Source organism: Lachnospira intestinalis (genome assembly GCF_040095895.1).
GTDB lineage: Bacteria > Bacillota > Clostridia > Lachnospirales > Lachnospiraceae > Lachnospira > Lachnospira intestinalis.
Genome location: NZ_JBBMFS010000003.1, coordinates 186913 through 209897, shown reverse-complemented (window position 1 = coordinate 209897; position 22985 = coordinate 186913). Strand labels below are relative to the sequence as shown.

The window sequence follows — 22985 nt, the reverse complement described above, 5'->3', positions numbered from 1 at the left end:
AATTGTTGCACATACAACAGTTGGAGGTGCAATAAATGTTAAAGAGAATCTTTTCTTATATGAAACAGTATAAGAAATATGCCTTTCTGGCATTGTTTTGCATCGCGGTGGAAGCAGTGCTGGAGTTAATGGTTCCGATGATTATGGCGGATCTGATTGACACCGGCGTTGCGACAGGCGATGAAAGATACATCTATCAAAAAGGATTTCAAATGGTACTCTGTGCGGCGGCGGCACTGGTGCTTGGAATCGGAAGCGCCCGTTTTGCGGCGCTTGCCGGTCAGGGACTGGGCGCAAACCTGCGTGAAGCCGAATACGAAAAATTGCAGTCGTATTCATTTGCCAATATCGACCATTTCAGGGTATCGTCGATTGTGACACGTTTAACAAGCGATGTCACGAATATTCAGAATGCCGTTTCAACCGGTATGCGTCCGTTTGGCAGAAGTCCGGTCATGCTGATTTTTGCAACGGGCGTGGCATTTTCCATTAATTCAACACTGGCGCTTGTATTTTTCGTGGCACTGCCGGTACTTGCCGTTTTACTCATTTGCATTATTGTAAATGTACGTCCGCTCTATTCCAAAATGCAGTTTGCGATAGATCGCATGAACCGCACGATTCAGGAAAATCTGACGGCAGTCCGTGTAGTCAAAGCCTATGTGCGGGGCGATTACGAAATCGCAAAATTTGAAGAAGCAAATCTTAATCTGAAAAAAGAATCCGAAAAAGCATTTGGCATTGCCGTGTTAAATATGCCTGCCATGCAGTTTGTTATGTACGCAACAATATTGTCACTGCTGTTATTCGGCGGTTATCTGATTCATGAGGGCAGGCTTGGTATCGGTGAACTGACCGGATTTTTAAGCTACGTCCTGCTCATTTTAAATTCGCTGATGATGATGTCCAACGTATTTTTAATGATGACACGTTCCTTAGCATCCGGCGCGCGTATCCTTGAGGTTATTGATGAAAAAATAGATTTAACCGATGAAAATGCAAAGGACATCAGCGTAGAGCGCGGCGAAATCGAATTTGACCATGTGTGGTTTAAATATAAGGAAGAAGCAAAAGAATATGTGCTTTCCGATGTATCATTTCATATTAAAGCCGGTCAGACAGTAGGAATTATCGGTCAGACCGGTGCGGCAAAAACCACGCTTGTCCAGCTGATTCCGCGCCTTTACGATACCGTGCGGGGAACGGTAAAGGTGGACGGCGTTGATGTGAAAAATTATCCGATGCAGCATTTAAGAGATGCGATTGCTATGGTACTTCAGAAAAATACACTGTTTTCTGGAACAATGCTTGATAACTTAAAATGGGGCGATGAAAACGCTTCCATGACGGAAATTGAAGAAGCCTGCCGGATTGCCTGCGTTGACGAATTTATTGACCGCCTGCAAGACGGCTATCAGACCGAAATGGGACAGGGTGGGGTCAATGTGTCCGGCGGTCAGAAACAGCGCCTCTGCATTGCAAGAGCCATTTTAAAGAAGCCGAAGGTACTGATTTTAGACGATTCAACCAGTGCGGTTGATACGGCGACAGAAAGCAGAATCCGCGAAGGACTTGCAGAGAAACTGCCTGATATGACAAAAATTATTATTGCACAGCGCATATCTTCCGTGCGCCATGCGGATCAGATTATTATTTTGGACGGCGGAAGGGTAAGCGGTATCGGTACGCATGAGAGCCTGCTTGCTTCCAACCGCATTTATCAGGAAATTTACGAATCCCAGAAGGAAGGAGCGGATTTATAATGGCAAAATATGTAGGATATAAAAGACCGAAAGACACGAAAAAGACAATCCGGCATCTGCTGGTATATTTAGGCATGCACAAATGGTCCTTTTTGCTGGTTGCCCTGCTGGTACTTATCAGTGCCGGAGCCAATATTACGGGAACATATCTTTTAAAGCCGGTTATTAACCGCTTTATCGTTCCGGGAGATTTAAACGGACTGGTGCGTGCCGTTGCGGCAATGGGCGTGATGTATCTGTGCGGCGCGCTGGCAACGCTCGGATACAACCGTTTAATGGTGAAGACCTCGCAGAAGGTCATCCGTGAAATCCGAAGCGATTTATTTGCACACGTACAAAAACTGCCCCTGCGGTATTTTGATGCGCATACACACGGCGAATTAATGAGCCGTTTTACCAACGATGTCGATGCCGTACAGGAAGCGATGAACAACAGCTTTGCAATGATTATCCAGAGTTTCATGATGCTTTTCGGTACGGTGATAATGATGATGGTACTCAGTATCCGGCTGTCGCTGATTGTTGTGGTATTTTTAATTGTTATGTTTGTGGTTATCCGCTTAAACGGAAAGCACAGCAAAAAATATTTTAACCGGCAGCAGGAGGAACTCGGCAAAATTAACGGATTTGTACAGGAAATGGCAGAGGGACAGAAGGTCGAAAAGGTCTTCAATCACGAAGCAAAAGACTATGCGCGTTTTTGTGAACTCAGTGAAAATTTCAGAAAGCAGTCCACCAATGCTCTGTCCTTTGCCGGTATGATGATACCAACCATTGTCAGTCTTTCCTATCTGAATTATGCGGTGTCTGCCTGTGCGGGCGGCCTGCTTGCAATCCGGGGACTGATGGATTTGGGAAGTCTTTCGGCATATCTGGTATATGTGCGCCAGAGTGCAATGCCGTTAAACCAGTTTACCCAGCAGGTCAATTTTCTGTTGTCTGCGCTTTCCGGTGCGGAACGAATTTTTGACATGATGGACGAACAGCCGGAAGTGGACGAAGGTAACGTGCATTTATGTCACGTCGTAAAAAATGCGGACGGCACACTGACAGAATGTGAACAAAGCACACCGGATTACGCATGGAAAGTGCCGGAAAACGGCGGCTTCCGCTATGTTGAATTAAAAGGTGATGTGCGTTTTCAAAATGTAGTCTTTGGGTACACCGATAAAAAGCGCGTATTAAACGGCATTTCTCTTTTTGCAAAACCGGGACAGAAAATCGCATTTGTCGGTTCAACCGGTGCGGGAAAAACAACGATTGTCAACCTGATTAACCGTTTTTATGAAATCCAGTCGGGGACGATTACCTATGACGGTATCGACATTCAGAAGATTGCAAAAGACGATTTGCGCCGCTCACTGGCAATGGTTATTCAGGATACGCATTTATTTACGGGAACGATTGCGGACAATATCCGATACGGTAAGTTAGATGCGACTGACGAGGAGGTTTATGAGGCAGCACGCATTGCCAATGCGGACTCCTTTATCCGCAGACTGCCGGACGGCTATGATACAATGCTGTATGCAGACGGCAGTAATCTTTCGCAGGGGCAGCGCCAGTTACTTGCGATTGCGAGAGCGGCAGTTGCCAAACCGCCGGTGCTTATTTTAGACGAAGCGACCAGTTCTGTAGATACCCGCACCGAGCGGCTGATTGAAAAGGGCATGGATGCGATTATGGAAGGCAGAACAGTATTTGTTATTGCACACCGCCTGTCAACCGTGCGAAACTCCAAAGCAATCATGGTATTGGAAAAGGGCGAAATCATAGAGCGCGGCAGTCATGAGGAACTGTTAGAACAGCGGGGAAGATACTACAGGTTGTATACGGGACAGTTTGAATTGGAATAATGTGAAAAATCCTTAAATCTAAGATTTTTCACACAGCGCTTTGTGCCTCAGGCGTCACAAAGCCGCTTTTTATCGCAGAACTGAATAGATTCAGTTCGCGATTCCTACGGCATTAAAATGCCTGCGGAATGAAGATTAGTATGAAGTATGAGCAATTCATATGCGAGAGATTGCTCATACGGCAATTTGCTTTCAGGTAAAGCAAATTGCCATTATCGTAGATTGACAGTAAACTCGTCCATACAGATATTTGCGCCGCAGGTGTCGCAAATATTATTTATCGCAGAACTGAATAAATTCAGTTCGCGTTCTTTCGGCATAAATGCCTATAGAAAAGAGGAAAGTATGAAAAAAGAACAGATTCGGAATGAATTATTTAAGATAGAAGTGCTGCGGCAGAGATTAATGAGGCCGCAGTTTATCGCATTGGGGCTTACAGTGGGGCAGGGACAGCCGCGCATTTTAAAAGAACTGCTTTTTGAAGGCAGTATGACACAGAAAAAACTTGCGGATGCCTGTCTTTTAGATGTAACCACAATGTCAAGGACACTTGACCGAATGGAGCAGGCAGGACTGCTTGTACGGGAAAGTAATCCCGACTGCCGCCGTTCATGGCTGATTGCCCTGACAGACAAGGGAATGGATATTGCCAAAAAGGTACAGCAGATATTTGAAGAAACGGATAAAATTTATTGCAGTAATCTTTCAGAGAAAGAAGCGGAGCAGCTTTTCGTATTGCTTCAAAAAGTAGAGGACAATATTTCACAAAACTGTAAATAAGAACTTCTTTTGTGGCTGCCCTCATTTTTGTGGCTGGCAGGCTGTAAGAAGCAGGCATATATTTTCCGTTGTCCGAATAGGATATACAAACAAACTTTAGGATATTGCATGAAAGGATATATCGAAGAACGGGCAGTAAAGACGGCGGAATATATTATCGAAACCAAAGCAACCGTGCGCCAGACCGCGCGAAAATTCGGTGTCAGCAAAAGCACCGTACATAAAGATGTGACGGCGCGTCTGACACGAATCAATCCGGCGCTTGCAAATGAAGCGCGCAAGGTGCTTGATGTCAACAAAAAAGAGCGCCATATCCGCGGAGGACTGGCAACGCGCGAAAAATACCTGCACGAACAGTAACAGCATATAAAATGAGCCGGTACCGTCTGATGCATCAGACGGTACCGGCCTGTTTTGTTTAGGGAGAAAAGTTACTGTAATACTGCAACAATCTCTAAATTGCGTTCTTTTGATAAATCTACAAATTCATTGCCTTCACACTTTACAATCGGGCGTGACAGGGCATGTCCGTTAATTAAAACGACTTCGCCGGTGCGACCATCAGAAAGTTTGACATTATTTCCGATATAAGAAGTGGCGACATTCTTTAAGAACGGAAGGCTGAACTTCGGGTCAAATTTTGTAAAAGCATCTTGTTCCATATCCCGTACAACGTGGAATGGACAGAGGGCTTTTCTGTATATGCGGGAAGAGGTCATTGCATCGTAGATATCTGCAATTGTAATAATCTTTGCAAAATCAGGAATGTCGTCTGACTTTAAACCCATTGGATATCCGGAGCCGTCGCATTTTTCATGGTGCAGTAAAATTGCAGATTTAACACGCTCATCAATATCGGCATCCTTTACAATCTGATAGCCTAAGTTGACATGCTCTTTAATAATGGCATATTCGTTAACGGTCAGCCGGTCCGGTTTGCTTAAAATTTCATTTGGAACTAAAAGCTTTCCGATATCGTGTAAAATACCGCATAAAGTCAGCACCTTTACATCTTCCTCAGAATAGCCGAGCCATTTTCCAAGAATGGAGGCAATAATGGCAACATTAATGCAGTGGACATATGTTAAATCGTCCATATCACGCATACAGTGGAGCATATCGAAAATCTGGAGAGTATTCGTATATCCTGCAAGAATTTTTTCGGTATTCTTTAACAGCGCAGTCGTATCAATTGTTTCGTGGTTAATGACAATGTCATTTAATTCTGTCTTTAAATCATTAATGCCATCAATAAAAGTTTCGTTAAAATGTTCGAAATTCTGGCTCTGCTTAACTTTTTCATAGTAAGTCATCTGTTCCAGAACTTCCGGTTGCTCAGGCTGTGCGGCAGCTTCCTCATATACATTAATTTTTAAGACATTGTACTCAGAGATTTTTGCAATCATATCTAAAGTCAAAACGGTATCTTTTGCAGCAATAAGATGACCGGTGGAAGTCATGATATCCTGTGATAAAACCATGCCTTCAGCGGCATCAAAAATAAAAATATTTTTCTCCTGTGTATTGTCGCTCATCCTTGAAATCTCCTTTACAAAAGTATAAATGTTCCGGTAGCTTCATTATATGGTTGAGGGGATAAAAAGTCAATAAAAAGTACTTGACCAATGCCCATAGATTGTGTAATATACATACGTATGAATGATTAACTGAATAATTTAAGATGTCCCTTATTTAGAGCGGTGGAGATACATAGGATCGATGAAGCCCGGCAACCCCATATGGTAAGATATGGAAGGTGCCAACCTGAGCGACTATCCTGCTTTTGCGGCAGGTCGAACAATAAGAGGATTACGGATCTTACATAGATTACGAGTCCTGTCAGAGGGGCTCGTTTTTCAGTTTCAGGAGAAGTACCAGAAGCAGCGTTTAACAGTTTACAGGGACATAAAAAGCCCGATGAAAGAAAGGAAGAAAGAATTCATGGAGAAAAGATTATTTACTTCAGAATCAGTAACAGAAGGACATCCGGACAAAATCTGCGATCAGGTTTCTGATGCAGTACTGGATGCATTATATGCACAGGACCCATATTCAAGAGTTGCCTGTGAAACATTAACCAATACAGGATTTGTGATGGTTATGGGTGAAATTACAACAAAGGCCAATGTAGATATTGCACAGATTGTAAGAGATACCGTAGTAGAAATCGGCTATGACAGCTCTGAAAAAGGCTTCGATGGTAATACCTGTGCCGTTATGGTGGCACTTGACAAGCAGTCACCGGATATTGCAATGGGTGTTGACAAGGCACTTGAAGCAAAAGAAGGCATTGATCCGGATGCAGATGACATTGGTGCAGGCGATCAGGGTATGATGTTTGGCTATGCAACCAATGAAACAGAAGAATATATGCCATATTCCGCAGCACTTGCACAGAAGCTTGCAAGACAGCTGACAAAGGTCAGAAAAGACGGTACACTGTCTTATTTAAGACCGGACGGAAAGACACAGGTTACAGTGGAATATGATGAAAACAACAAGCCTGTAAGACTGGATGCCATCGTTGTATCTTCACAGCATGCACCGGAAGTTTCACAGGAACAGATTCATACAGATATCAAGAAGTATGTTATTGATGCCATTGTAGACAACAGTATGGTAGATGATGACACGAAAATTTATATCAATCCGACAGGACGTTTCGTAATCGGCGGACCAAACGGTGACAGCGGTCTGACAGGTCGTAAGATTATCGTTGATACTTACGGTGGTGTTGCAAGACACGGCGGCGGTGCATTTTCAGGTAAGGACTGCACAAAGGTAGACCGTTCCGCAGCATATGCCGCAAGATATGTAGCAAAGAACCTCGTTGCCGCAGGTATTGCAGACAGATGTGAAATCCAGTTATCTTATGCGATCGGTGTTGCACTGCCGACATCTATCCGCGTGGAAACATTCGGAACAGGGAAGTTAAGCGAAGATAAGATTGTAGAAATCATCCGTGAAAACTTCGATTTAAGACCGTCAGGTATTATCAAGATGCTTGATTTAAGAAGACCGATCTACAAGCAGACAGCAAGCTATGGACATTTCGGCCGTAACGACCTGAATCTGCCATGGGAAAAACTTGACCGTGTAGATGCATTAAAAATGTATTTATAAAATATAAGCCGGCTATGGACAAATACTCCATTGTCGGCTTATACTGTTTTTAAATGAAGTATGCTTTTTAAGAAAAAGTAAGCTGCCGCAGGGCAGGTGTGAAACTGCATTTGAAAATGAAGAAATGAGGAAATGTATGATTGAGAATTATAGTATTACAGAGTGGATTGCGTTCTTTTTTATTTACAGCTTTTTAGGGTGGTGCATTGAATCCGCCATTGTATCCTTTAACAAGCGCAAACTGACAAACAGAGGCTTTTTAAAAGGTCCGATGCTGCCACTGTACGGTTCGGGAGCGGTCATCATGCTGTTATCAACACTTTGGGCAAAGGATAATTATGTTTTAGTATACATCTGTGGTACAATCGGTGCAACGGCGCTGGAATATGTTACAGGTGTACTGATGGAAATGATGTTTAACATGCGCTACTGGGATTACAGCAATAAAAAATTTCAGATTCACGGCTATATCTGTCTGACCTCGTCCTTATTCTGGGGTGTGCTGACAGTACTGCTGGTCTGCTTTGTGCATATTCCGGTCGCAGCACTGGTGGCTTCCGTTCCGGCAAATATATTAAGAGTCGGATTATTTTTTATCATTGCGGTGGCATCCGTGGATACAGTTGATGCGTTTAAAAAGGCGCTGGATTTCCAGAAGCTGCTCACGTATGAAACAAGAATTAAAAATGAACTGTCAGAACTGACAGAGCGTTTAAATGATGCTAAAGGTGTCTTTACAGATAAGAACAATGAGCGCAGCAGGGAATTTTTCAGTATGCAGGAGGCACGCGCGGAGCGCTTAAGGCTGGAATTGGATGCGGTAAAGGAAAAGGCCGGAAAATTCAAAAATTCCATGTTAAATAGTTTCCCGTCTGCAACATCTAATAAGTTTGGCGAAGCGCTGGACGAATTTAAAGAGTATTTTAATAGGAAAAAATAAAGCGAGGGGCACAAATGAAGATATTAATTGTTCATTATAATAGTTTTTTAATTGAGGATTTGCAACAATGCATGGAACAGATGGGATATAGCTATAAATTTATAGAAGCTGATGTTATTGTAAGAGAATCAGATGATAATTTTACAGCATTATTTGATAAAGAGATGGAAGATGCGAAATATGATTGCGTATTCACATTTAATTATAGCAGTATTATATCCGAATGTGTGAAAAAATATAATATACCATATATTTCTTTTGTATATGACAGCCCGATGTATCGCTTATTTACAAAGTCCATTTATAATAAATGTAATTATTGCTTTATATTTGATGAACAATTGTGTGAACAGTTGACTAATATGGGGGCTCCGCATATTTACTATATGCCGTTGCCGGTTAATATGTCCAGACTTGATAAGATGGAAAGATTGTTAGAAATGGAAAATGAGGATATAAAAGCATTAGTAAATTTATGCTCAGCTCAGATTGCTTTTGTAGGAAGTATGTATAACGAAAAAGAAAGCCAGAGGCAGTATGATGAACTGAACCTTACGCCATATCTAAGAGGATATTTAGATGCAATTATGGCTGCACAAATAAAGGTATATGGGTATAATTTTCTGTCAGAATTGACAAATCAGTTTAGTATTTGCACACAATATAAGGGAGATTTACTTGCAGATTATAGTGATATTCTTGCAGATGGGATATTATGTAAAAAGATGGCTAATATTGAAAGAACGCAAATTTTGCAGAAGCTATCAGAAAGATTTGAAGTAAAGCTATTTACAAGAAACCCTACGCCAGAACTCCCAAACGTAATAAATATGGGAGTAGTGGATTATGAGAGGTTTATGCCATACGTTTTTAAATGCTCCGACATTAATCTGAATATCACATTGCGAAGTATTAAAACAGGAATTCCCCTGCGCGCAATGGATATTATGGGTGCAGGGGGATTTTTAATGTCGAATTATCAGGCGGATTTTTACAGGCATTTTATACCGGGTGAGGATTTGGTGTTGTATGAATCTCATGATGACCTGATGGATAAGTGCAATTACTATCTGGTACATGATGCAGAACGAAGACAGATTGCAGCAAATGGTTATGGAAAAGTAAAAGAGTTTCATAATTTTGAAGTGCGGTTTAATGAAATTTTTGACATTGTATTTAATTAGAAAAATGATGTTTAAAGATTTTTTGAAAAAATTTCAGTCAACCCCTTTTAAATTTTGAAAATGTTGTATATAATGGTATTCTACGATGTATGTTTAGACTGCGTTATACTGTCTACATATATATAGAAATGAAGAAAATAAGAAAAACGAACATAGATAGAATGAAGAACATCGGAAAGGGGATTCATATGTTATCAACCGATATCGGAGTAGATTTGGGTACAGCCAGTATTCTGGTTTATATAAAAGGGAAAGGCGTTGTTTTAAAAGAACCGTCAGTAGTAGCATTTGACAGAGATACCAACAAGATTAAGGCAATCGGCGAAGAAGCACGTCTGATGTTAGGAAGAACACCGGGTAATATTGTAGCGGTAAGACCGTTAAGACAGGGTGTTATTTCTGATTACAGAGTAACTGAAAAAATGTTAAAGTACTTCATCCAGAAGGCAATCGGCAAGAGAATGTTAAAGAAGCCAAGAATCAGTGTCTGTGTACCGTCAGGTGTTACAGAAGTAGAAAAGAAGGCGGTAGAAGATGCAACACTTCAGGCTGGTGCAAGAGAAGTAGCAATCATTGAAGAACCGATTGCAGCTGCCATCGGTGCAGGGATTGATATTTCAAGACCTTGCGGTAACATGATTGTTGATATCGGTGGTGGTACAACAGATATCGCGGTTATTTCTTTAGGCGGTACAGTAGTCAGCACCTCCATTAAGATTGCCGGTGATGATTTTGATGAAGCAATCGTCCGATATATGAGAAAGAAACACAATCTTCTGATTGGTGAAAGAACTGCGGAAGATATTAAGATAAAAGTCGGTTCAGCTTATCCGAGAACTGAGATTGCAACAATGAACGTAAGAGGTCGAAACCTTGTAACAGGTCTTCCAAAGACGGTTGAGGTAACGTCAGAAGAAACACAGGAAGCATTAAAAGAAGCAACATCCCAGATTGTTGAAGCCGTACACAGTGTACTGGAAAAGACACCACCGGAATTAGCTTCCGATATTGCAGACAGAGGGATTGTCCTGACAGGTGGCGGAAGCCTGCTGCAGGGACTTGAAGAACTGATTGAATCAAAGACAGGAATCCATACAATGACAGCCGAAGATCCGATGACAGCAGTTGCTATCGGAACCGGTAAGTTTATTGAATTCCTTGCAGGATACAGAGACGATAAATAATTATCAGCAAAATAAGCAGTGAGCGGAGGAGGAAAGAAATGGTAAAGGGGCTTTACACAGGGTACACAGGAATGGTGAATTCCCAGAAAAGACTGGATGTAATTTCCAATAACCTTGCAAATGCAACAACGACAGGCTTTAAAGCAGAAGGCTGTACAACACAGGCATTTGATTCCATGTATGCCATCAAGATTAAAGATGCAACAGTCGGACATTTAAACCAGAATATCGGTTCAGTCAGTCTGGGTGCAAAGATTGGGGAAACATACAGAAACTGGGAGCAGGGTTCGTTACAGGCAACGAACAACACCTATGATTTTGCACTGGCAGGACAGGGCTTTTTCTCGGTAGAGTTCACCAATAAGAACGGTGTAACAAGCACAATGTATTCCAGAGATGGCGCATTTCAGATGAATTCAGAAGGCTATCTTGTGACAAAAGACGGCGATTATATTTTAGGTGAAGGCGGAAGAATCCAGCTTCCGACAGATTTGAATGAATTATCTGTTGATTCACAGGGAAATATTTTTGCAGACGGACAGTATGTAGATACATTTGCCTTGGTTGATTTTGAAGATTATAACTATCTGGAAGAATACGGTGAAAATCTGTACCGTGCGGTGGATGGTGCAACCGAACAGGATTGTACGGCAACCGTACAGCAGGGCTACTTAGAAGCTTCTAATATTAATGTCGTATCAGAAATGGTGGACATGATTGCGGTTGCAAGAGAGTATGAAAGCGGACAGAAAGTCATCCAGGCAATTGATGAAATGCTTGGCAAAATGGTGACAATGTCAGAATTATAATAAGGTCCGGGTTAAAAGACATTAATATTATGGTAGTAAGCTGCCGGTAAAATCACCGGTATTGATTACGGAATGGAGAAGAATATGGTAAGATCATTATGGACGGCAGCAGCAGGCATGACGTCACAGCAGACAAATGTAGATACGATTTCCAATAATCTTGCAAATGTAAATACAACAGGATACAAGATGGAAACAACACATTTTAAATCCCTTTTATATCAGCAGTTACAGGCAAAGACCACATCTGCAAACGGTGAAACAAAGCCGGTTAATGCACAGGTTGGTTTAGGTTCAAGAGTATCTGCTGTAACATCACAGTATGTACAGGGTTCTGTCAACAAAACAGATAGTGACACGGATTTTGCAATCGTAGGAAATGGCTTTTTCGGTGTAGTCGGTGAAGATGGACAGACTTATTACACAAGAAACGGTAACTTTGGATTCTCAATTGCAACAGAAGGCTATATGCTTTGTACATCAGAAGGTCTTCCGGTATTAAGCTCAGACGGTAATGAACTGGTGCTGGGACCGGAATATGACCCGACAAAGATTACAGTAGACGGCGACGGTAATTTATTATATCCAAGTGAAGAAAATAACAACAATCCGACGGCAATCGGTTTAAAGATTGGATTATTCCAGTTTGCCAATCCGGCAGGTCTTGATAAGACAGGAGATTCTCTTTTAATGGAAACGGAAGCATCCGGTATTGCATTAAATGAAGATATCGATGAGGTAGGCAAAAAGAGTACCTTAAAGCAGGGATATCTGGAAGCTTCTAATGTCAATGTAGCAACAGAAATGGTAAATCTGATTACAGCGCAGAGAGCCTATGAATTATGCTCAAAGGCAATTACCACATCCGATACGATGATGGAGCAGGCAAACAATCTGAAGCGATAAGTAAAAGCAGCGGTGCGGCAGTTTAATGCCGGGGAGGAAAGGTGTACATATGAGCGATACAATCAGCGGATTAAATTCGTCATATTTAAACGGTACCTATACCAATTCAACAACAAGTGCGCTTGAAAGCACATTAAATAATAAGGATTTATCTACATCTTCCAGCGATGAACTCATGGAAGTCTGCAAGGATTTTGAAGAATATTTTGCAGAACAGATGGTAAAATCCATGCTTAAAATGGCAAAAGTAGACAGCAGTGATGATGATAACAGCTATGCTTCTATTTTTGGACTGTCTTCTGACAGCAGTGATTCCGGAATGAGTACCATGTCCAGCTATTTTGGTGACCAGATGGTGTCAAAGCTGTCTGAAGCACTGTGCAGTACAGAAAACGGCAGCGGACTGGGACTGGCACAGACCCTTTATAATCAGATGAAGAGGAATTACGGAATTGAGGAGTAATTTAGATTACGAAGCAGAATATATTGAAGGCTTTGTAGAAAATATCATATACCGCAATGAAGACAACGGCTATACCGTTTTCAACGTGGTTTATAAAGGTGAAGAGATTACCTGCGTTGGTGTATTCAGTTACATCAACGCAGGTGAATTTATTACTGCAAATGGAGGATTTGTCAAACATCCGTCCTATGATATGCAGTTTTCTATTAAATCTTATGAATTCAAAGCGCCGGACGACACCAAGTCGGTCAGACGTTATCTTGCATCCGGTGCTATCAAAGGCATTGGTGAAAAAATGGCTGAGAGGATTGTAAAAGAGTTCGGGGATGACACCTTCCGCATTATGGAAGAAGAACCGGAACGTCTTGCGGAGATTAAAGGCATCAGTCTTACAAAAGCGATGGATATCGCAGCTCAGCTTGTCGATAAACGCGACATGCGTAAAGCCATGATGTTTTTACAGGACTATGGCATCAGCATGGGAATTGCGGGTAAAATTTATTCCAGATACGGACAGGAAATATATACAATTATTAAGCAGAATCCTTACAGACTTGCAGACGATATTGACGGCATCGGATTTAAAACGGCCGATGAAATTGCGGCAAAGGCCGGCATTAAAGTGGATTCGGATTTCAGAATCCGCAGTGGGATTTTGTATGTATTGACACAGGCGGCAGGACAGGGACACATCTATCTGCCGTGGACAGAATTAGAGCAGGGGGTCACAGCACTGTTGTTAATAGATATTCGTGATATGGAGCGCCATATCATGGATATGGCAATTGATAAAAAAATTGTTGTCCGTGAAAATGCGTCTGGCGAAAAGTGCATTTATGCTTCGATGTATTATTATATGGAGGCTTCTATTGCCAAGCATTTGATCGAACTGAATATCCCGTATTCGCAGGATGAAGCGGAAATCGGCCAGAGAATCGCGCAAATCGAAGAAAAAAACGACATAATTCTTGATGATATCCAGAAACAGGCGGTTCATAAGGCTGTTTTAAATGGATTGATGGTTATTACGGGCGGACCGGGAACGGGAAAGACAACAACTATTAATACCATTATTAAATATTTTGAAATGGAAGGTCTGGAAATCCGTCTGGCAGCGCCGACGGGCCGTGCGGCAAAGCGGATGGCAGAAACAAGCGGATATGAAGCGCAGACAATTCACAGACTGCTTGAAATCTGCGGCAGTGCATCCGATTCACAGAACACAGGCATGCATTTTGAAAGAAATGAAGACAATCCGCTGGAAACAGATGTCATTATTGTAGATGAAATGTCCATGGTGGACGTATCTATTATGAACTCACTGCTAAAGGCAATAGCTGTCGGAACACGTCTGATTCTTGTGGGCGATGTGGACCAGTTACCGAGTGTCGGACCGGGAAATGTGTTAAAGGATATTATCCATTCGGGCTGCTTTGAAGTCGTGAAGCTGGAAAAGATTTTCAGACAGGCGGCAGAGAGCGAAATCATCATGAACGCGCATAAGATTAATAAAGGCGAACCGGTAACACTTAATAAATACAGTAAAGACTTTTTGTTTGTCAAACGGAACAATCCCGATGCCATTATTGCGGCGATGTGTACACTGATTAAAGAAAAACTGCCGGATTATGTCCACGCGGACCGCAAAGACATACAGATACTGACACCGACGAGAAAATCCGCAGTCGGCGCACAGCGGTTAAACCGGATTATGCAGCAGTACTTAAATCCGCCGTCCGCAGACAAAATGGAAAAAGAAGTTGGGGATACCATTTACCGCGTGGGCGATAAGGTCATGCAGATAAAAAACAACTACCAGCTGGAGTGGGAGCGTAAGAGCCGCTACGGCGTTACCTATGACCGCGGCAATGGCATTTTTAATGGGGACACCGGTGTGATAGAAGACATCAACTTCTTTTCGGAACAGATGCTGGTGCGGTTTGAAGACGACCGTTTTGTATACTATGATTTTACACAGTTGGATGAACTGGAGCTGGCATATGCGATTACAATTCACAAATCGCAGGGCAGTGAATATCCGGCGGTGCTGATTCCGATGTTTCCGGGACCGCGTATGCTGATGAACCGCAATCTCTTATACACGGCAGTGACAAGGGCGAGGACCTGTGTCTGCATGGTAGGACTGGAAGACTGCTTTCATGAAATGGCGGCAAATGAATCGGAGCAGAAACGATATTCTTCACTGGACCTGCGGATTCAGGAAATGGATAATCTTTAAATCAAAGATTCTTCAGAAATGAATTCAGTTTGTGCATCATTTAGAATTGGAACGTTTGCGAAATAGAGGGGAAAATGAAACAGGGAAAAAACAAGCGGAATAACACGCAGAACTTAAAAGAATATATACAGCAGCTTGCACAGACCGGCATCAAAGAACTGACGGATATAGTGTTTCCGCCGGCGTGTCCGGTCTGCGGCGGGGTACTGGGGTTTGAAAAGGGCAGGCGAACACAAATCTGTCCGGATTGTGACAACAGACTTGAATATATCGGCGAACCGCGCTGCATGAAGTGCGGCAAACCGTTAAAAAAGACGGATACGCAGCAGTTTTGCTATGACTGCACGGTGAAACGGCATTTCTATGAACGCGGGGTGGCGGTATTTGCCTATACGGACGGCATAAAGCAGTCCATCTACCAATTTAAGTATCACGATAAAAGGGAGTATGCGGCGTTTTATGGCAGGCAGGCAGCACGGCAGTGCGGTGCGCTGATTCGGAAATGGGACATCAATCTTGTACTTCCGGTGCCGATGTATGCAGCTAAACAAAGAAAAAGAGGATACAATCAGGCGGAACTGATTGCACGTGAACTTTCTAAAAATCTAAATCTAATCTGTGCTTCGGAAATTCTGGTACGTATCAGAAAAACAACTCCAATGAAAGAATTAAATGACGAGGAAAGAAGAAAAAATGTAGAAAGGGCTTTTCTTGTAAAAGAAAATGTAGTAAAATATAAAAAAATTTTACTTGTTGATGATATTTATACAACAGGAGCAACGATAGACAGCTGCGCAAAAGTTTTATATGAAAAGGGCGCACAGAAAGTATATTTTTTATGTCTGTGTGCGGGGAAAGGATTTTAAGAAAATGCCGGGAACGGCAGAATGGGAGAATTGGTTATGGATGTTAGAAATTGTAGACAATGTGGGAAATTATATAATTATATAGGCGGCAGTTACCGTAATTTATGCCCGAGCTGTATTAAACAGCTGGAAGACAAGTTCGTGGAAATTAAGGAATATATCCGCGACAACAAAGTTGCAAGTATTTCAGAGATTTCAGATAAATTTGAAGTCAGCACCAAGCAGATTGAACAGTGGGTGCGTGAAGAACGTCTTTGCTTTGCGGATGATTCACCGATCGGATTGCAGTGTGAGTGCTGTGGTGCAACGATTAAGACAGGACGTTATTGCGATAAATGCAAAGGAACGATGGCAAACAAGCTGGATAATCTGTATAAGGCACCGGCAGCGGCACCAAGGACAGGCAGGGATCGTGACAATGCAAGAATGAGATTCCTTGATAAATAACAGATTCTATATTACAGAGCATAAAGAAAGAATTACTCAGGATATATACAGAATTCCGGGCGATTCTTTCTTTTTTTGTATTTAAAAATTGTAAAAACAGGTTAAGGAATATGCCGAAAGTACCGATAATATTTCTGAAACCATTTTAATGAGAATAGGAAAAGAGTTTAAACGGAAAGAGAGGCGGTCAGCAATGCGTGTAGAGGCATACAGTGCTGTGAACCGGATTTATCAGAGTGGGGCAGCTTCTTCTGCAAAGAAGGGAGGCAGTACTGCTTCATATAGTGATAAACTGGAAATTTCAAGAACAGCAAAGGATTATCAGACAGCAAAAGAGGCAGTAAGCCGGACATCGGAAGTAAGAGAAGACAAGGTTGCACAGATAAAAGCGGCAATGGAGGCAGGAACATATCGTGTGAGTGCGCAGGAAGTTGCCGGTAAGATGCTTGAGAATATTGCAACATTAACATTTTAAGGAGATTCTTTCATGGCAAGTTTAATTGATACACTTATTGATGTACTTGGACAGGAAGATGCAGAGTATAAAAAACTGCTGGAGTTATCCAATAACAAGACAAAGGCAATTGTCGGTGCGGATATTGAGCGGTTACAGGATATTCTGGTTCAGGAACAGGCACGTATTGATGCCATTAACAAACTGGAACAGCAGCGTATGGAAAATGTAGATGATATCTGCAATGTACTCAATTTAAGAAGAACAGACATTAAATTAGAAGATATTTTAGAAGTGCTAAAGAAGCAGCCTAAAGAGCATGATGCACTTGCGGCAGTTAATGCACAGCTTAAAAAGACATTAAATGAGTTGATGAAAATCAACGAGAATAATAAATTACTGACAAAAGAATCACTGGATATGGTTGAGTTTGAACTCAACATTGCAAAAAATGCAGTGCTTACGCCACAGACAGGAAACTACAGTAAAAACGCTTATGACGAGGAGAGAATCCAGACCGTCAGCGGCTTTGATGCAAGACAGTAATATTTAATTTTATACTTTATACAGGTTTTCCCACGGAGGGGAGGACGGCCGGCTTAAGGATAAGCAGATGAGGGCAGAAATGGAGAAACAATGGCAAACGGAATGGGAAGTCTGTATATTGGCGTTTCCGGCCTGCACAGCGCGCAGACAGCTTTAAATACAACAGCACATAACCTCGCCAACATTAATACAGAGGGGTATACAAGACAGCAGATTACGTTTGAAGATATGACGTATCTGACTGTTGGTACGAGAAGTAATACAATTGATAAATACGGACTCGGTGTTTCCGTCAGTGAAATCCGCAGAATCCGCGATACGTTTATCGACAGAGCGTATCGGACAGAGAACGGCAGACTGGGTTACTATGAAAGCAACTTAAAAGCCGTAGAAGAAGTAGAAGATCTTTTTGGTGAAATGCAGGGTGTTACCTATCAGGACTGCTTGAAAAATTTATATTCCGCAGTGAATGAATTAAGCAAGAATCCTGAAAGCACCGTTGCACGATCCTCTTTAATTCAGTATACATCAGCATTTGTAAACAGATCCAATAAAATCTATGAGAGTTTAAAAGACTATCAGACAACGCTGAATACCGAAGTACAGAATTCCGTAAACCGGATTAATGAACTGGGGCAGACCATTTTTGCATTAAACAAGCAGATTCAGGGAATTGAATCCGGTTCGGGCGAATATGCCAACGATTTACGTGACCAGCGTGATAATGCACTCGATGAACTTAGTGGATATATTAAGATGTCTTATTATGAAGAAGCAAACGGACGTGTCATCGTCACATGCGAAGGCATTCCGTTTGTCAATGAGAATAATGTGACAGAGATGTCTACAAGAACCATGGACAGTAATTCGCTGCTGATTCCAACCTGGCCTTCCTTTGAAAAGGATGTATTTGACATTACACAGCCGATTTCAAATGGCAGTAAAAATGATATGGGTTCATTAAAAGGTGCAATTATTGCGCGGGGAAGTGTCAATGTCAAGGCTTCCGATGTACCGGTAAAGCCGGATGAGAGTGATTATGACCTGACAACGTCAGAAGGACAGGCAGCATACGATGCAGCTTATGCCGCATATCAGGAAAAACAGGATTATTACAATACATACATTGAACCGTCTGCTATTTTAAGTGCGATGGCAGGGCTGGATAAGCTGGTTAACGGAATTGTGGAGTCTATTAATGATGTTTTATGCCCCGAAAAAGAGATTACGCTGGATGCACCGCTGACAGACGGTGAGGGCAATGAAATTGCCGCAGCGAAGTATATATATAACACATCAGCTAATGCAGTGCTGTATACAAGACACGGTCAGGCAGTACAGGGAACAGACAATGGCGATGGAACATACAGTTACACATCGGAGGAAGCCCTTTTTACAGATGAAACACTCACACAGAAAGAACAGGTAGATTCTTATGTATATTCTGTTTTGGACATGGATAAGACAGATTATGGTATGGACGATGATAAGACCATCGGTGAGGAACTGATTTCCCGTACGAATACCAAGCGTTATATCGTGACAACCGATGCGAACGGCGGTACAATCTATGTCAGAAACAATCTGGATGTCAAGGGCAACCAGTCTTACTACACCATCGGCAGCCTTGAGATGAACGAAGAAGTTACACAGAATGTCGGTAAGATTGCGCTGACAACAAAGCAGGGAAAAGAAGATTTTGACAAAGCACAGGAACTGGTGGATATGTGGGAGAACAAATTTGCTTCCTTAAATCCTGAAGTCTATGCAAAGTCAGATTTTAATACATATTATACAAATTTCATCAGTGAATATGCAACAATGGGCCGTGTGCTTGACAATTATGTGAGCAATCAGGAAACCATGGTAAACGGATATGATAACCAGCGTTTACAGTTGCAGGGTGTATCTTCTGATGAAGAGCTTGAAAAGATGATTAAGTTCCAGCAGGCATACAATGCGGCATCACGGTATATTAATGTTGTCAGCGATATGTTAGAAAGCTTAATCGTTTCACTTGGAAATGCATAAAATGAAGTTTAAACAGTTGTCTGCACCGGGGCGAAAGCAGATAATCATGGCAGCGGGTGCTGCCCGGTAATAAAAACGCCCGGAAATGAGGAAAATATGGCATCAACATTTTTTGGATTAACAATATCATACAGCGGTCTGCAGGCAGCATCCACATCGCTGAATGTTACAGGACATAACGTATCCAATATTAATACAAAGGGATATTCAAAACAGCAGGCATCAACAGAAGCAGCACAGGCATTACGTACGTTCTCAACATACGGTATGCTCGGTGCCGGAGTTAAGGTAACAGGTGTCAGCCAGCTGCGTGACAGCTATTACGATGAAAAATACCGTAACAATCAGGCGAATTACGGCGAATATGAAGCAAAAGAAAATTATATGGACCAGATTGAAGATTTCTTTGATGAATGGAATCTGAACGGTTACTGTAAGGAATATCAGAAGTTCTTTACATCGGTAGAAGAAGTTATTAAAGCACCGGGCGAGGCTTCGACAAAGAATCAGCTGATTAACAATGCAGCGAGCATGGCGCAGTATTTTAATACATTGTCTACGAATCTTAGAAAGATTCAGGAAGATGCAAATAACGAAATCAAGGATGCGGTAGAGCAGATTAATTCCTATGCACAAAACATTGCTTCTTTAAACAGACAGATTAATCAGATTGAAGCCAACTACGGCGATGCAAATGATTTAAGAGATAAGAGAAATGCGCTGATTGATGATCTGGCACAGATTGTCAATGTCAGCATCAATGAAGAAGACATCGGAAACGGTCTGACAGATTTCAGGGTATCCATTAACGGACAGACACTGGTTGCAGGATACGATTACAATAAGCTTTATACAGAAGCCAGAGCAGATAAGAGAAATGCTTCCGATGCCGCTTCTTTATATGATGTAAAGTGGGAGAGCGGACAAAACTTCAATCTTTACAGCCCGTCCCTTGGCGGACAGATGAAGGCACTGGTAGATATCCGTGACGGCTGTAATGGTGAGTTCGAACAGTACAAAGTGGATGAGAACGGCGATTACATTCTGGATTCAGACGGTAACAAAGTATTGGAATCTGTATTAAGAAATGAACAGAATACAGATTTTAAGGGGATTCCGTATTACCAGTCCCAGTTAAACCAGTTCATTTCCACATTGTCGGAAGCAGTCAATAACGTTTTAAAGAGTGGTCTGACATCAGACGGAACACAGCAGGGCATTTCATTGTTTGTAACACAGACAAACACAGATACGATGACGGCTTTAAACATTACAGTCAATCCAGAACTGATTAAAGATGCCGATAAGCTTGCAACAAGAAGTTCTGCGGCAACCGGACAGGCAGAAGCAGATATTATGGAGCAGTTAAGAAAGCTTCAGAGTGAAAAGATTTTCGATGGTGGTACAGGCGCATACTTCCTTGAAAGTATGGTCAGTGATATGTCCATTGATTCAAGCAATGCAACCAATATGTTAGACAATTACAACAACCTGCGCACAACCATTCAGAACCAGCGCTTATCAATCATGGGTGTTGATACCGATGAAGAAGCGATGGATATGATGAAATTCCAGCAGGCATATAACTTAAATTCAAAGATGATGTCTGTCATGAATGAAATTTATGACAAGCTGATTAATGGAACAGGCTTATAATTTGATGAATTGCAGGAATGATTCCGGATTGGAGAAGATATGAGAATTACAAATCAGATGATGATTAACAGCAGTATGGCAAATATCCAGGTAAATAAAAAACAGGTTAATACACTGGATACCCAGCTGTCTACACAAAAAAAGATTAATAAGCCGTCAGAAGACCCGATTATTGCCATTCGTGCGTTACGTCTTCGTGCCAGCTTAAATGAAGTAACACAGTATTTAAAGAAAAACATCCCGGATGCACAGCAGTGGCTTTCAACAACACAGGGCGCGCTGACACAGGGCGAATCTGTTATTAATAAGCTGTATGAATACTGCAATCAGGGTTCATCCGATTCTTATGCATCAGAACAGAGAAATACGATTGCAGAAAGCTTAAAGGCTTTAAAAAAGACTTTCTACGATGAAGGAAATGTAGATTACGCCGGACGTTACGTATTTACCGGTTATAAGACGGATACGACACTCACCTATCAGTCCGATGCACTGGCAGCTGAAGCAGATTATACAATTACACAGAAGTTTGGCAGAGATGATATTTCAAGCAAGACCGTCTATACCAATGCGTATAGCAATGCAGATATTTTAAATTTAAACGTATCCTATGATGCCGACGGAAATGCTGTGATGCCAAATGTGGAAAGTGTCTACAGACTGCGCCTTGGCTATTCAGATGTGAAAAACACCGGATATAGCTTAAGCTATAACAATACAGATATCAGCTTTGCCGCAGACGGCACAGCAACCGTTACAACATACCAGCTTGATGCAAATGGCAATAAGCAGCTTGATGCCGACGGCAACCCGATTACAACGACAACAACGGTCAATCCGGATGCCAACGGACAGTACAGCATTACAGATTCTACCGGTACTGCACTGACATTTACCAATACAACGGATAAAAACTACATTCCGGGCGATAATGAAATTGCCTTTAATGCAACAACAGGTGAAGTTCTGATGGGCGAAAATGTTTATAAGCAGGTCTACACCTCTGACAGCTTTTCATTTACGTATCAGAAGGATAACTTTATTAAGGATGATTTAAATCCAACCATGTACTATGACTGCGTGGATAATAAGACTGGAATTGTTTATGATAAAGTCAGGGAAGATGTAGAATATAATATCAACTACGCACAGAAAATCAAGATTAATACCGAAGCCAATGAGGCATTCGATATTAACCTTGGCAGAGATATTGATGACCTTGTGACATCCGTTCAGAATGTGCTCGACTTAGAAAGCCAGATTTCACAGGTAGAAAGCATGATGAAGCAGAGCCAGTACAGCGACGAGACTTCACAGAAGAAGTTAAATTCGATGCTGAGCGGTTTAAATAAGCAGAAAACACTGGCAGAAGATGAGATGACCAAGGCGTTTGAAAGCGGCATTTCACAGATGCAGGGCTATAAGCAGACGATTTCCCTTGCCAATGCAGATGTCGGTAACAGACTGACAAGACTGGAACTGACACAGGGAAGACTCACAGAACAGTTTACCAATGTCACAGAAAGCAAGTCTGCCAATGAAGATATTGATCTGGAAGATGTTGTTGTAAGCTATACATCAGCCCAGTTGGTATACAACGCATCTCTTCAGGCTGCAAGTAAAGTTGTACAGCAGACATTGTTAGATTTCTTAGGATAAAAATAGAAGCAAAATAAAAGACTGCTTGTGAGAATGTGCGCAGGCAGTCTTTATTAGAAAATGGAGATAGTGTGAAACA

General features: G+C 41.9%; 20 protein-coding genes and 1 riboswitch. Of the genes, 19 read left to right on the top strand and 1 reads right to left on the bottom strand.

The genetic code is table 11. From position 1 onward, the window contains the following. The first annotated feature begins 35 nt into the window (after positions 1 to 35). From WMO37_RS05375 to spoIIID, 4 genes are all read left to right on the top strand, one after another. Entirely contained in the window at positions 36 to 1763 is a 1728-nt protein-coding gene (locus WMO37_RS05375) for an ABC transporter ATP-binding protein (protein WP_349154490.1), read from the top strand. After that, positions 1763 to 3619, top strand: a complete 1857-nt coding sequence (locus WMO37_RS05370; protein WP_349154489.1) for an ABC transporter ATP-binding protein — start codon at positions 1763 to 1765, stop codon at positions 3617 to 3619. Before WMO37_RS05375 ends, WMO37_RS05370 begins: the two co-directional genes overlap by 1 nt. Positions 3620 to 3964: 345 nt before the next feature. Next, the gene (locus WMO37_RS05365) at positions 3965 to 4399 is read left to right on the top strand and encodes a MarR family winged helix-turn-helix transcriptional regulator (protein ID WP_349154488.1); all 435 of its coding nucleotides are present in this window, start codon (positions 3965 to 3967) and stop codon (positions 4397 to 4399) included. A 108-nt stretch (positions 4400 to 4507) separates the two neighbouring features. Continuing rightward, positions 4508 to 4759: a sporulation transcriptional regulator SpoIIID gene (gene spoIIID, locus WMO37_RS05360; protein ID WP_022432029.1), complete on the top strand. Its 252-nt coding sequence runs from the start codon at positions 4508 to 4510 to the stop codon at positions 4757 to 4759. 71 nt (positions 4760 to 4830) lie between these two features. Here the strand turns inward: spoIIID and WMO37_RS05355 are convergent, their stop codons facing one another. After that, on the bottom strand, positions 4831 to 5934 hold the full coding sequence (locus WMO37_RS05355) for an HD-GYP domain-containing protein (RefSeq protein WP_349154487.1): 1104 nt from the start codon (positions 5932 to 5934) through the stop codon (positions 4831 to 4833). Between the two features lie 150 nt (positions 5935 to 6084). Then, a riboswitch (SAM riboswitch) is annotated at positions 6085 to 6206 on the top strand. A gap of 134 nt (positions 6207 to 6340) precedes the next feature. Here WMO37_RS05355 and metK point away from each other — a divergent pair. From metK to WMO37_RS05280, 15 genes are all read left to right on the top strand, one after another. Continuing rightward, on the top strand, positions 6341 to 7522 hold the full coding sequence (gene metK / locus WMO37_RS05350; RefSeq protein ID WP_022432027.1) for a methionine adenosyltransferase: 1182 nt from the start codon (positions 6341 to 6343) through the stop codon (positions 7520 to 7522). A gap of 136 nt (positions 7523 to 7658) precedes the next feature. Next, positions 7659 to 8462, top strand: coding sequence for a putative ABC transporter permease (locus WMO37_RS05345; protein ID WP_349154486.1), 804 nt, complete (start codon positions 7659 to 7661; stop codon positions 8460 to 8462). 14 nt (positions 8463 to 8476) lie between these two features. Continuing rightward, positions 8477 to 9646 (top strand): CgeB family protein, encoded by a 1170-nt coding sequence (locus tag WMO37_RS05340; RefSeq protein ID WP_349154485.1) that lies wholly within the window; start codon positions 8477 to 8479, stop codon positions 9644 to 9646. Between the two features lie 188 nt (positions 9647 to 9834). Next, a complete protein-coding gene (locus tag WMO37_RS05335) occupies positions 9835 to 10830 on the top strand; it encodes a rod shape-determining protein (protein WP_022432025.1) in 996 nt (331 codons plus the stop codon). A 38-nt stretch (positions 10831 to 10868) separates the two neighbouring features. After that, positions 10869 to 11639 (top strand): flagellar basal-body rod protein FlgF, encoded by a 771-nt coding sequence (gene flgF / locus WMO37_RS05330; RefSeq protein ID WP_022432024.1) that lies wholly within the window; start codon positions 10869 to 10871, stop codon positions 11637 to 11639. A gap of 84 nt (positions 11640 to 11723) precedes the next feature. Beyond that, the gene (locus WMO37_RS05325; protein ID WP_022432023.1) at positions 11724 to 12545 is read left to right on the top strand and encodes a flagellar hook-basal body protein; all 822 of its coding nucleotides are present in this window, start codon (positions 11724 to 11726) and stop codon (positions 12543 to 12545) included. A 49-nt stretch (positions 12546 to 12594) separates the two neighbouring features. Then, positions 12595 to 13008 carry a hypothetical protein gene (locus tag WMO37_RS05320; RefSeq protein WP_022432022.1) on the top strand — a complete coding sequence of 138 codons (414 nt, stop codon included), beginning with the start codon at positions 12595 to 12597 and terminating at the stop codon, positions 13006 to 13008. Continuing rightward, positions 12998 to 15247: an SF1B family DNA helicase RecD2 gene (recD2, locus tag WMO37_RS05315; RefSeq protein ID WP_227090467.1), complete on the top strand. Its 2250-nt coding sequence runs from the start codon at positions 12998 to 13000 to the stop codon at positions 15245 to 15247. The genes WMO37_RS05320 and recD2 overlap by 11 nt, the downstream gene beginning before the upstream one ends. Before the next feature lie 74 nt (positions 15248 to 15321). After that, positions 15322 to 16113 (top strand): ComF family protein, encoded by a 792-nt coding sequence (locus WMO37_RS05310; RefSeq protein ID WP_349154484.1) that lies wholly within the window; start codon positions 15322 to 15324, stop codon positions 16111 to 16113. Between the two features lie 36 nt (positions 16114 to 16149). After that, the gene (locus WMO37_RS05305; RefSeq protein ID WP_349154483.1) at positions 16150 to 16560 is read left to right on the top strand and encodes a FeoC-like transcriptional regulator; all 411 of its coding nucleotides are present in this window, start codon (positions 16150 to 16152) and stop codon (positions 16558 to 16560) included. Positions 16561 to 16753: 193 nt separating this feature from the next. Then, on the top strand, positions 16754 to 17035 hold the full coding sequence (gene flgM / locus WMO37_RS05300) for a flagellar biosynthesis anti-sigma factor FlgM (RefSeq protein WP_022432018.1): 282 nt from the start codon (positions 16754 to 16756) through the stop codon (positions 17033 to 17035). 12 nt (positions 17036 to 17047) lie between these two features. Next, positions 17048 to 17560, top strand: coding sequence for a flagellar protein FlgN (locus tag WMO37_RS05295; RefSeq protein WP_349154482.1), 513 nt, complete (start codon positions 17048 to 17050; stop codon positions 17558 to 17560). Positions 17561 to 17650: 90 nt separating this feature from the next. Continuing rightward, a complete protein-coding gene (flgK, locus tag WMO37_RS05290) occupies positions 17651 to 19591 on the top strand; it encodes a flagellar hook-associated protein FlgK (protein WP_349154481.1) in 1941 nt (646 codons plus the stop codon). A gap of 96 nt (positions 19592 to 19687) precedes the next feature. Then, the gene (gene flgK, locus WMO37_RS05285; RefSeq protein WP_349154480.1) at positions 19688 to 21247 is read left to right on the top strand and encodes a flagellar hook-associated protein FlgK; all 1560 of its coding nucleotides are present in this window, start codon (positions 19688 to 19690) and stop codon (positions 21245 to 21247) included. 39 nt (positions 21248 to 21286) lie between these two features. Beyond that, entirely contained in the window at positions 21287 to 22906 is a 1620-nt protein-coding gene (locus tag WMO37_RS05280; protein WP_349154479.1) for a flagellin N-terminal helical domain-containing protein, read from the top strand. The last annotated feature ends 79 nt before the right edge of the window (positions 22907 to 22985 follow it).

What these genes read in the sequence shown, in the direction of transcription:
- WMO37_RS05325 (WP_022432023.1), top strand. Translation starts at nt 11,724, where the DNA reads ATGGTAAGATCATTATGGACGGCAGCAGCAGGCATGACGTCACAGCAG.
- WMO37_RS05320 (WP_022432022.1), top strand. Translation starts at nt 12,595, where the DNA reads ATGAGCGATACAATCAGCGGATTAAATTCGTCATATTTAAACGGTACC.
- metK (WP_022432027.1), top strand. Translation starts at nt 6,341, where the DNA reads ATGGAGAAAAGATTATTTACTTCAGAATCAGTAACAGAAGGACATCCG.
- WMO37_RS05295 (WP_349154482.1), top strand. Translation starts at nt 17,048, where the DNA reads ATGGCAAGTTTAATTGATACACTTATTGATGTACTTGGACAGGAAGAT.
- WMO37_RS05355 (WP_349154487.1), bottom strand. Translation starts at nt 5,934, where the DNA reads ATGAGCGACAATACACAGGAGAAAAATATTTTTATTTTTGATGCCGCT.
- WMO37_RS05335 (WP_022432025.1), top strand. Translation starts at nt 9,835, where the DNA reads ATGTTATCAACCGATATCGGAGTAGATTTGGGTACAGCCAGTATTCTG.
- flgF (WP_022432024.1), top strand. Translation starts at nt 10,869, where the DNA reads ATGGTAAAGGGGCTTTACACAGGGTACACAGGAATGGTGAATTCCCAG.
- WMO37_RS05365 (WP_349154488.1), top strand. Translation starts at nt 3,965, where the DNA reads ATGAAAAAAGAACAGATTCGGAATGAATTATTTAAGATAGAAGTGCTG.
- flgK (WP_349154481.1), top strand. Translation starts at nt 17,651, where the DNA reads ATGGCAAACGGAATGGGAAGTCTGTATATTGGCGTTTCCGGCCTGCAC.
- WMO37_RS05375 (WP_349154490.1), top strand. Translation starts at nt 36, where the DNA reads ATGTTAAAGAGAATCTTTTCTTATATGAAACAGTATAAGAAATATGCC.
- spoIIID (WP_022432029.1), top strand. Translation starts at nt 4,508, where the DNA reads ATGAAAGGATATATCGAAGAACGGGCAGTAAAGACGGCGGAATATATT.
- WMO37_RS05370 (WP_349154489.1), top strand. Translation starts at nt 1,763, where the DNA reads ATGGCAAAATATGTAGGATATAAAAGACCGAAAGACACGAAAAAGACA.
- flgK (WP_349154480.1), top strand. Translation starts at nt 19,688, where the DNA reads ATGGCATCAACATTTTTTGGATTAACAATATCATACAGCGGTCTGCAG.
- flgM (WP_022432018.1), top strand. Translation starts at nt 16,754, where the DNA reads ATGCGTGTAGAGGCATACAGTGCTGTGAACCGGATTTATCAGAGTGGG.
- WMO37_RS05280 (WP_349154479.1), top strand. Translation starts at nt 21,287, where the DNA reads ATGAGAATTACAAATCAGATGATGATTAACAGCAGTATGGCAAATATC.
- WMO37_RS05345 (WP_349154486.1), top strand. Translation starts at nt 7,659, where the DNA reads ATGATTGAGAATTATAGTATTACAGAGTGGATTGCGTTCTTTTTTATT.
- WMO37_RS05310 (WP_349154484.1), top strand. Translation starts at nt 15,322, where the DNA reads ATGAAACAGGGAAAAAACAAGCGGAATAACACGCAGAACTTAAAAGAA.
- WMO37_RS05305 (WP_349154483.1), top strand. Translation starts at nt 16,150, where the DNA reads ATGGATGTTAGAAATTGTAGACAATGTGGGAAATTATATAATTATATA.
- WMO37_RS05340 (WP_349154485.1), top strand. Translation starts at nt 8,477, where the DNA reads ATGAAGATATTAATTGTTCATTATAATAGTTTTTTAATTGAGGATTTG.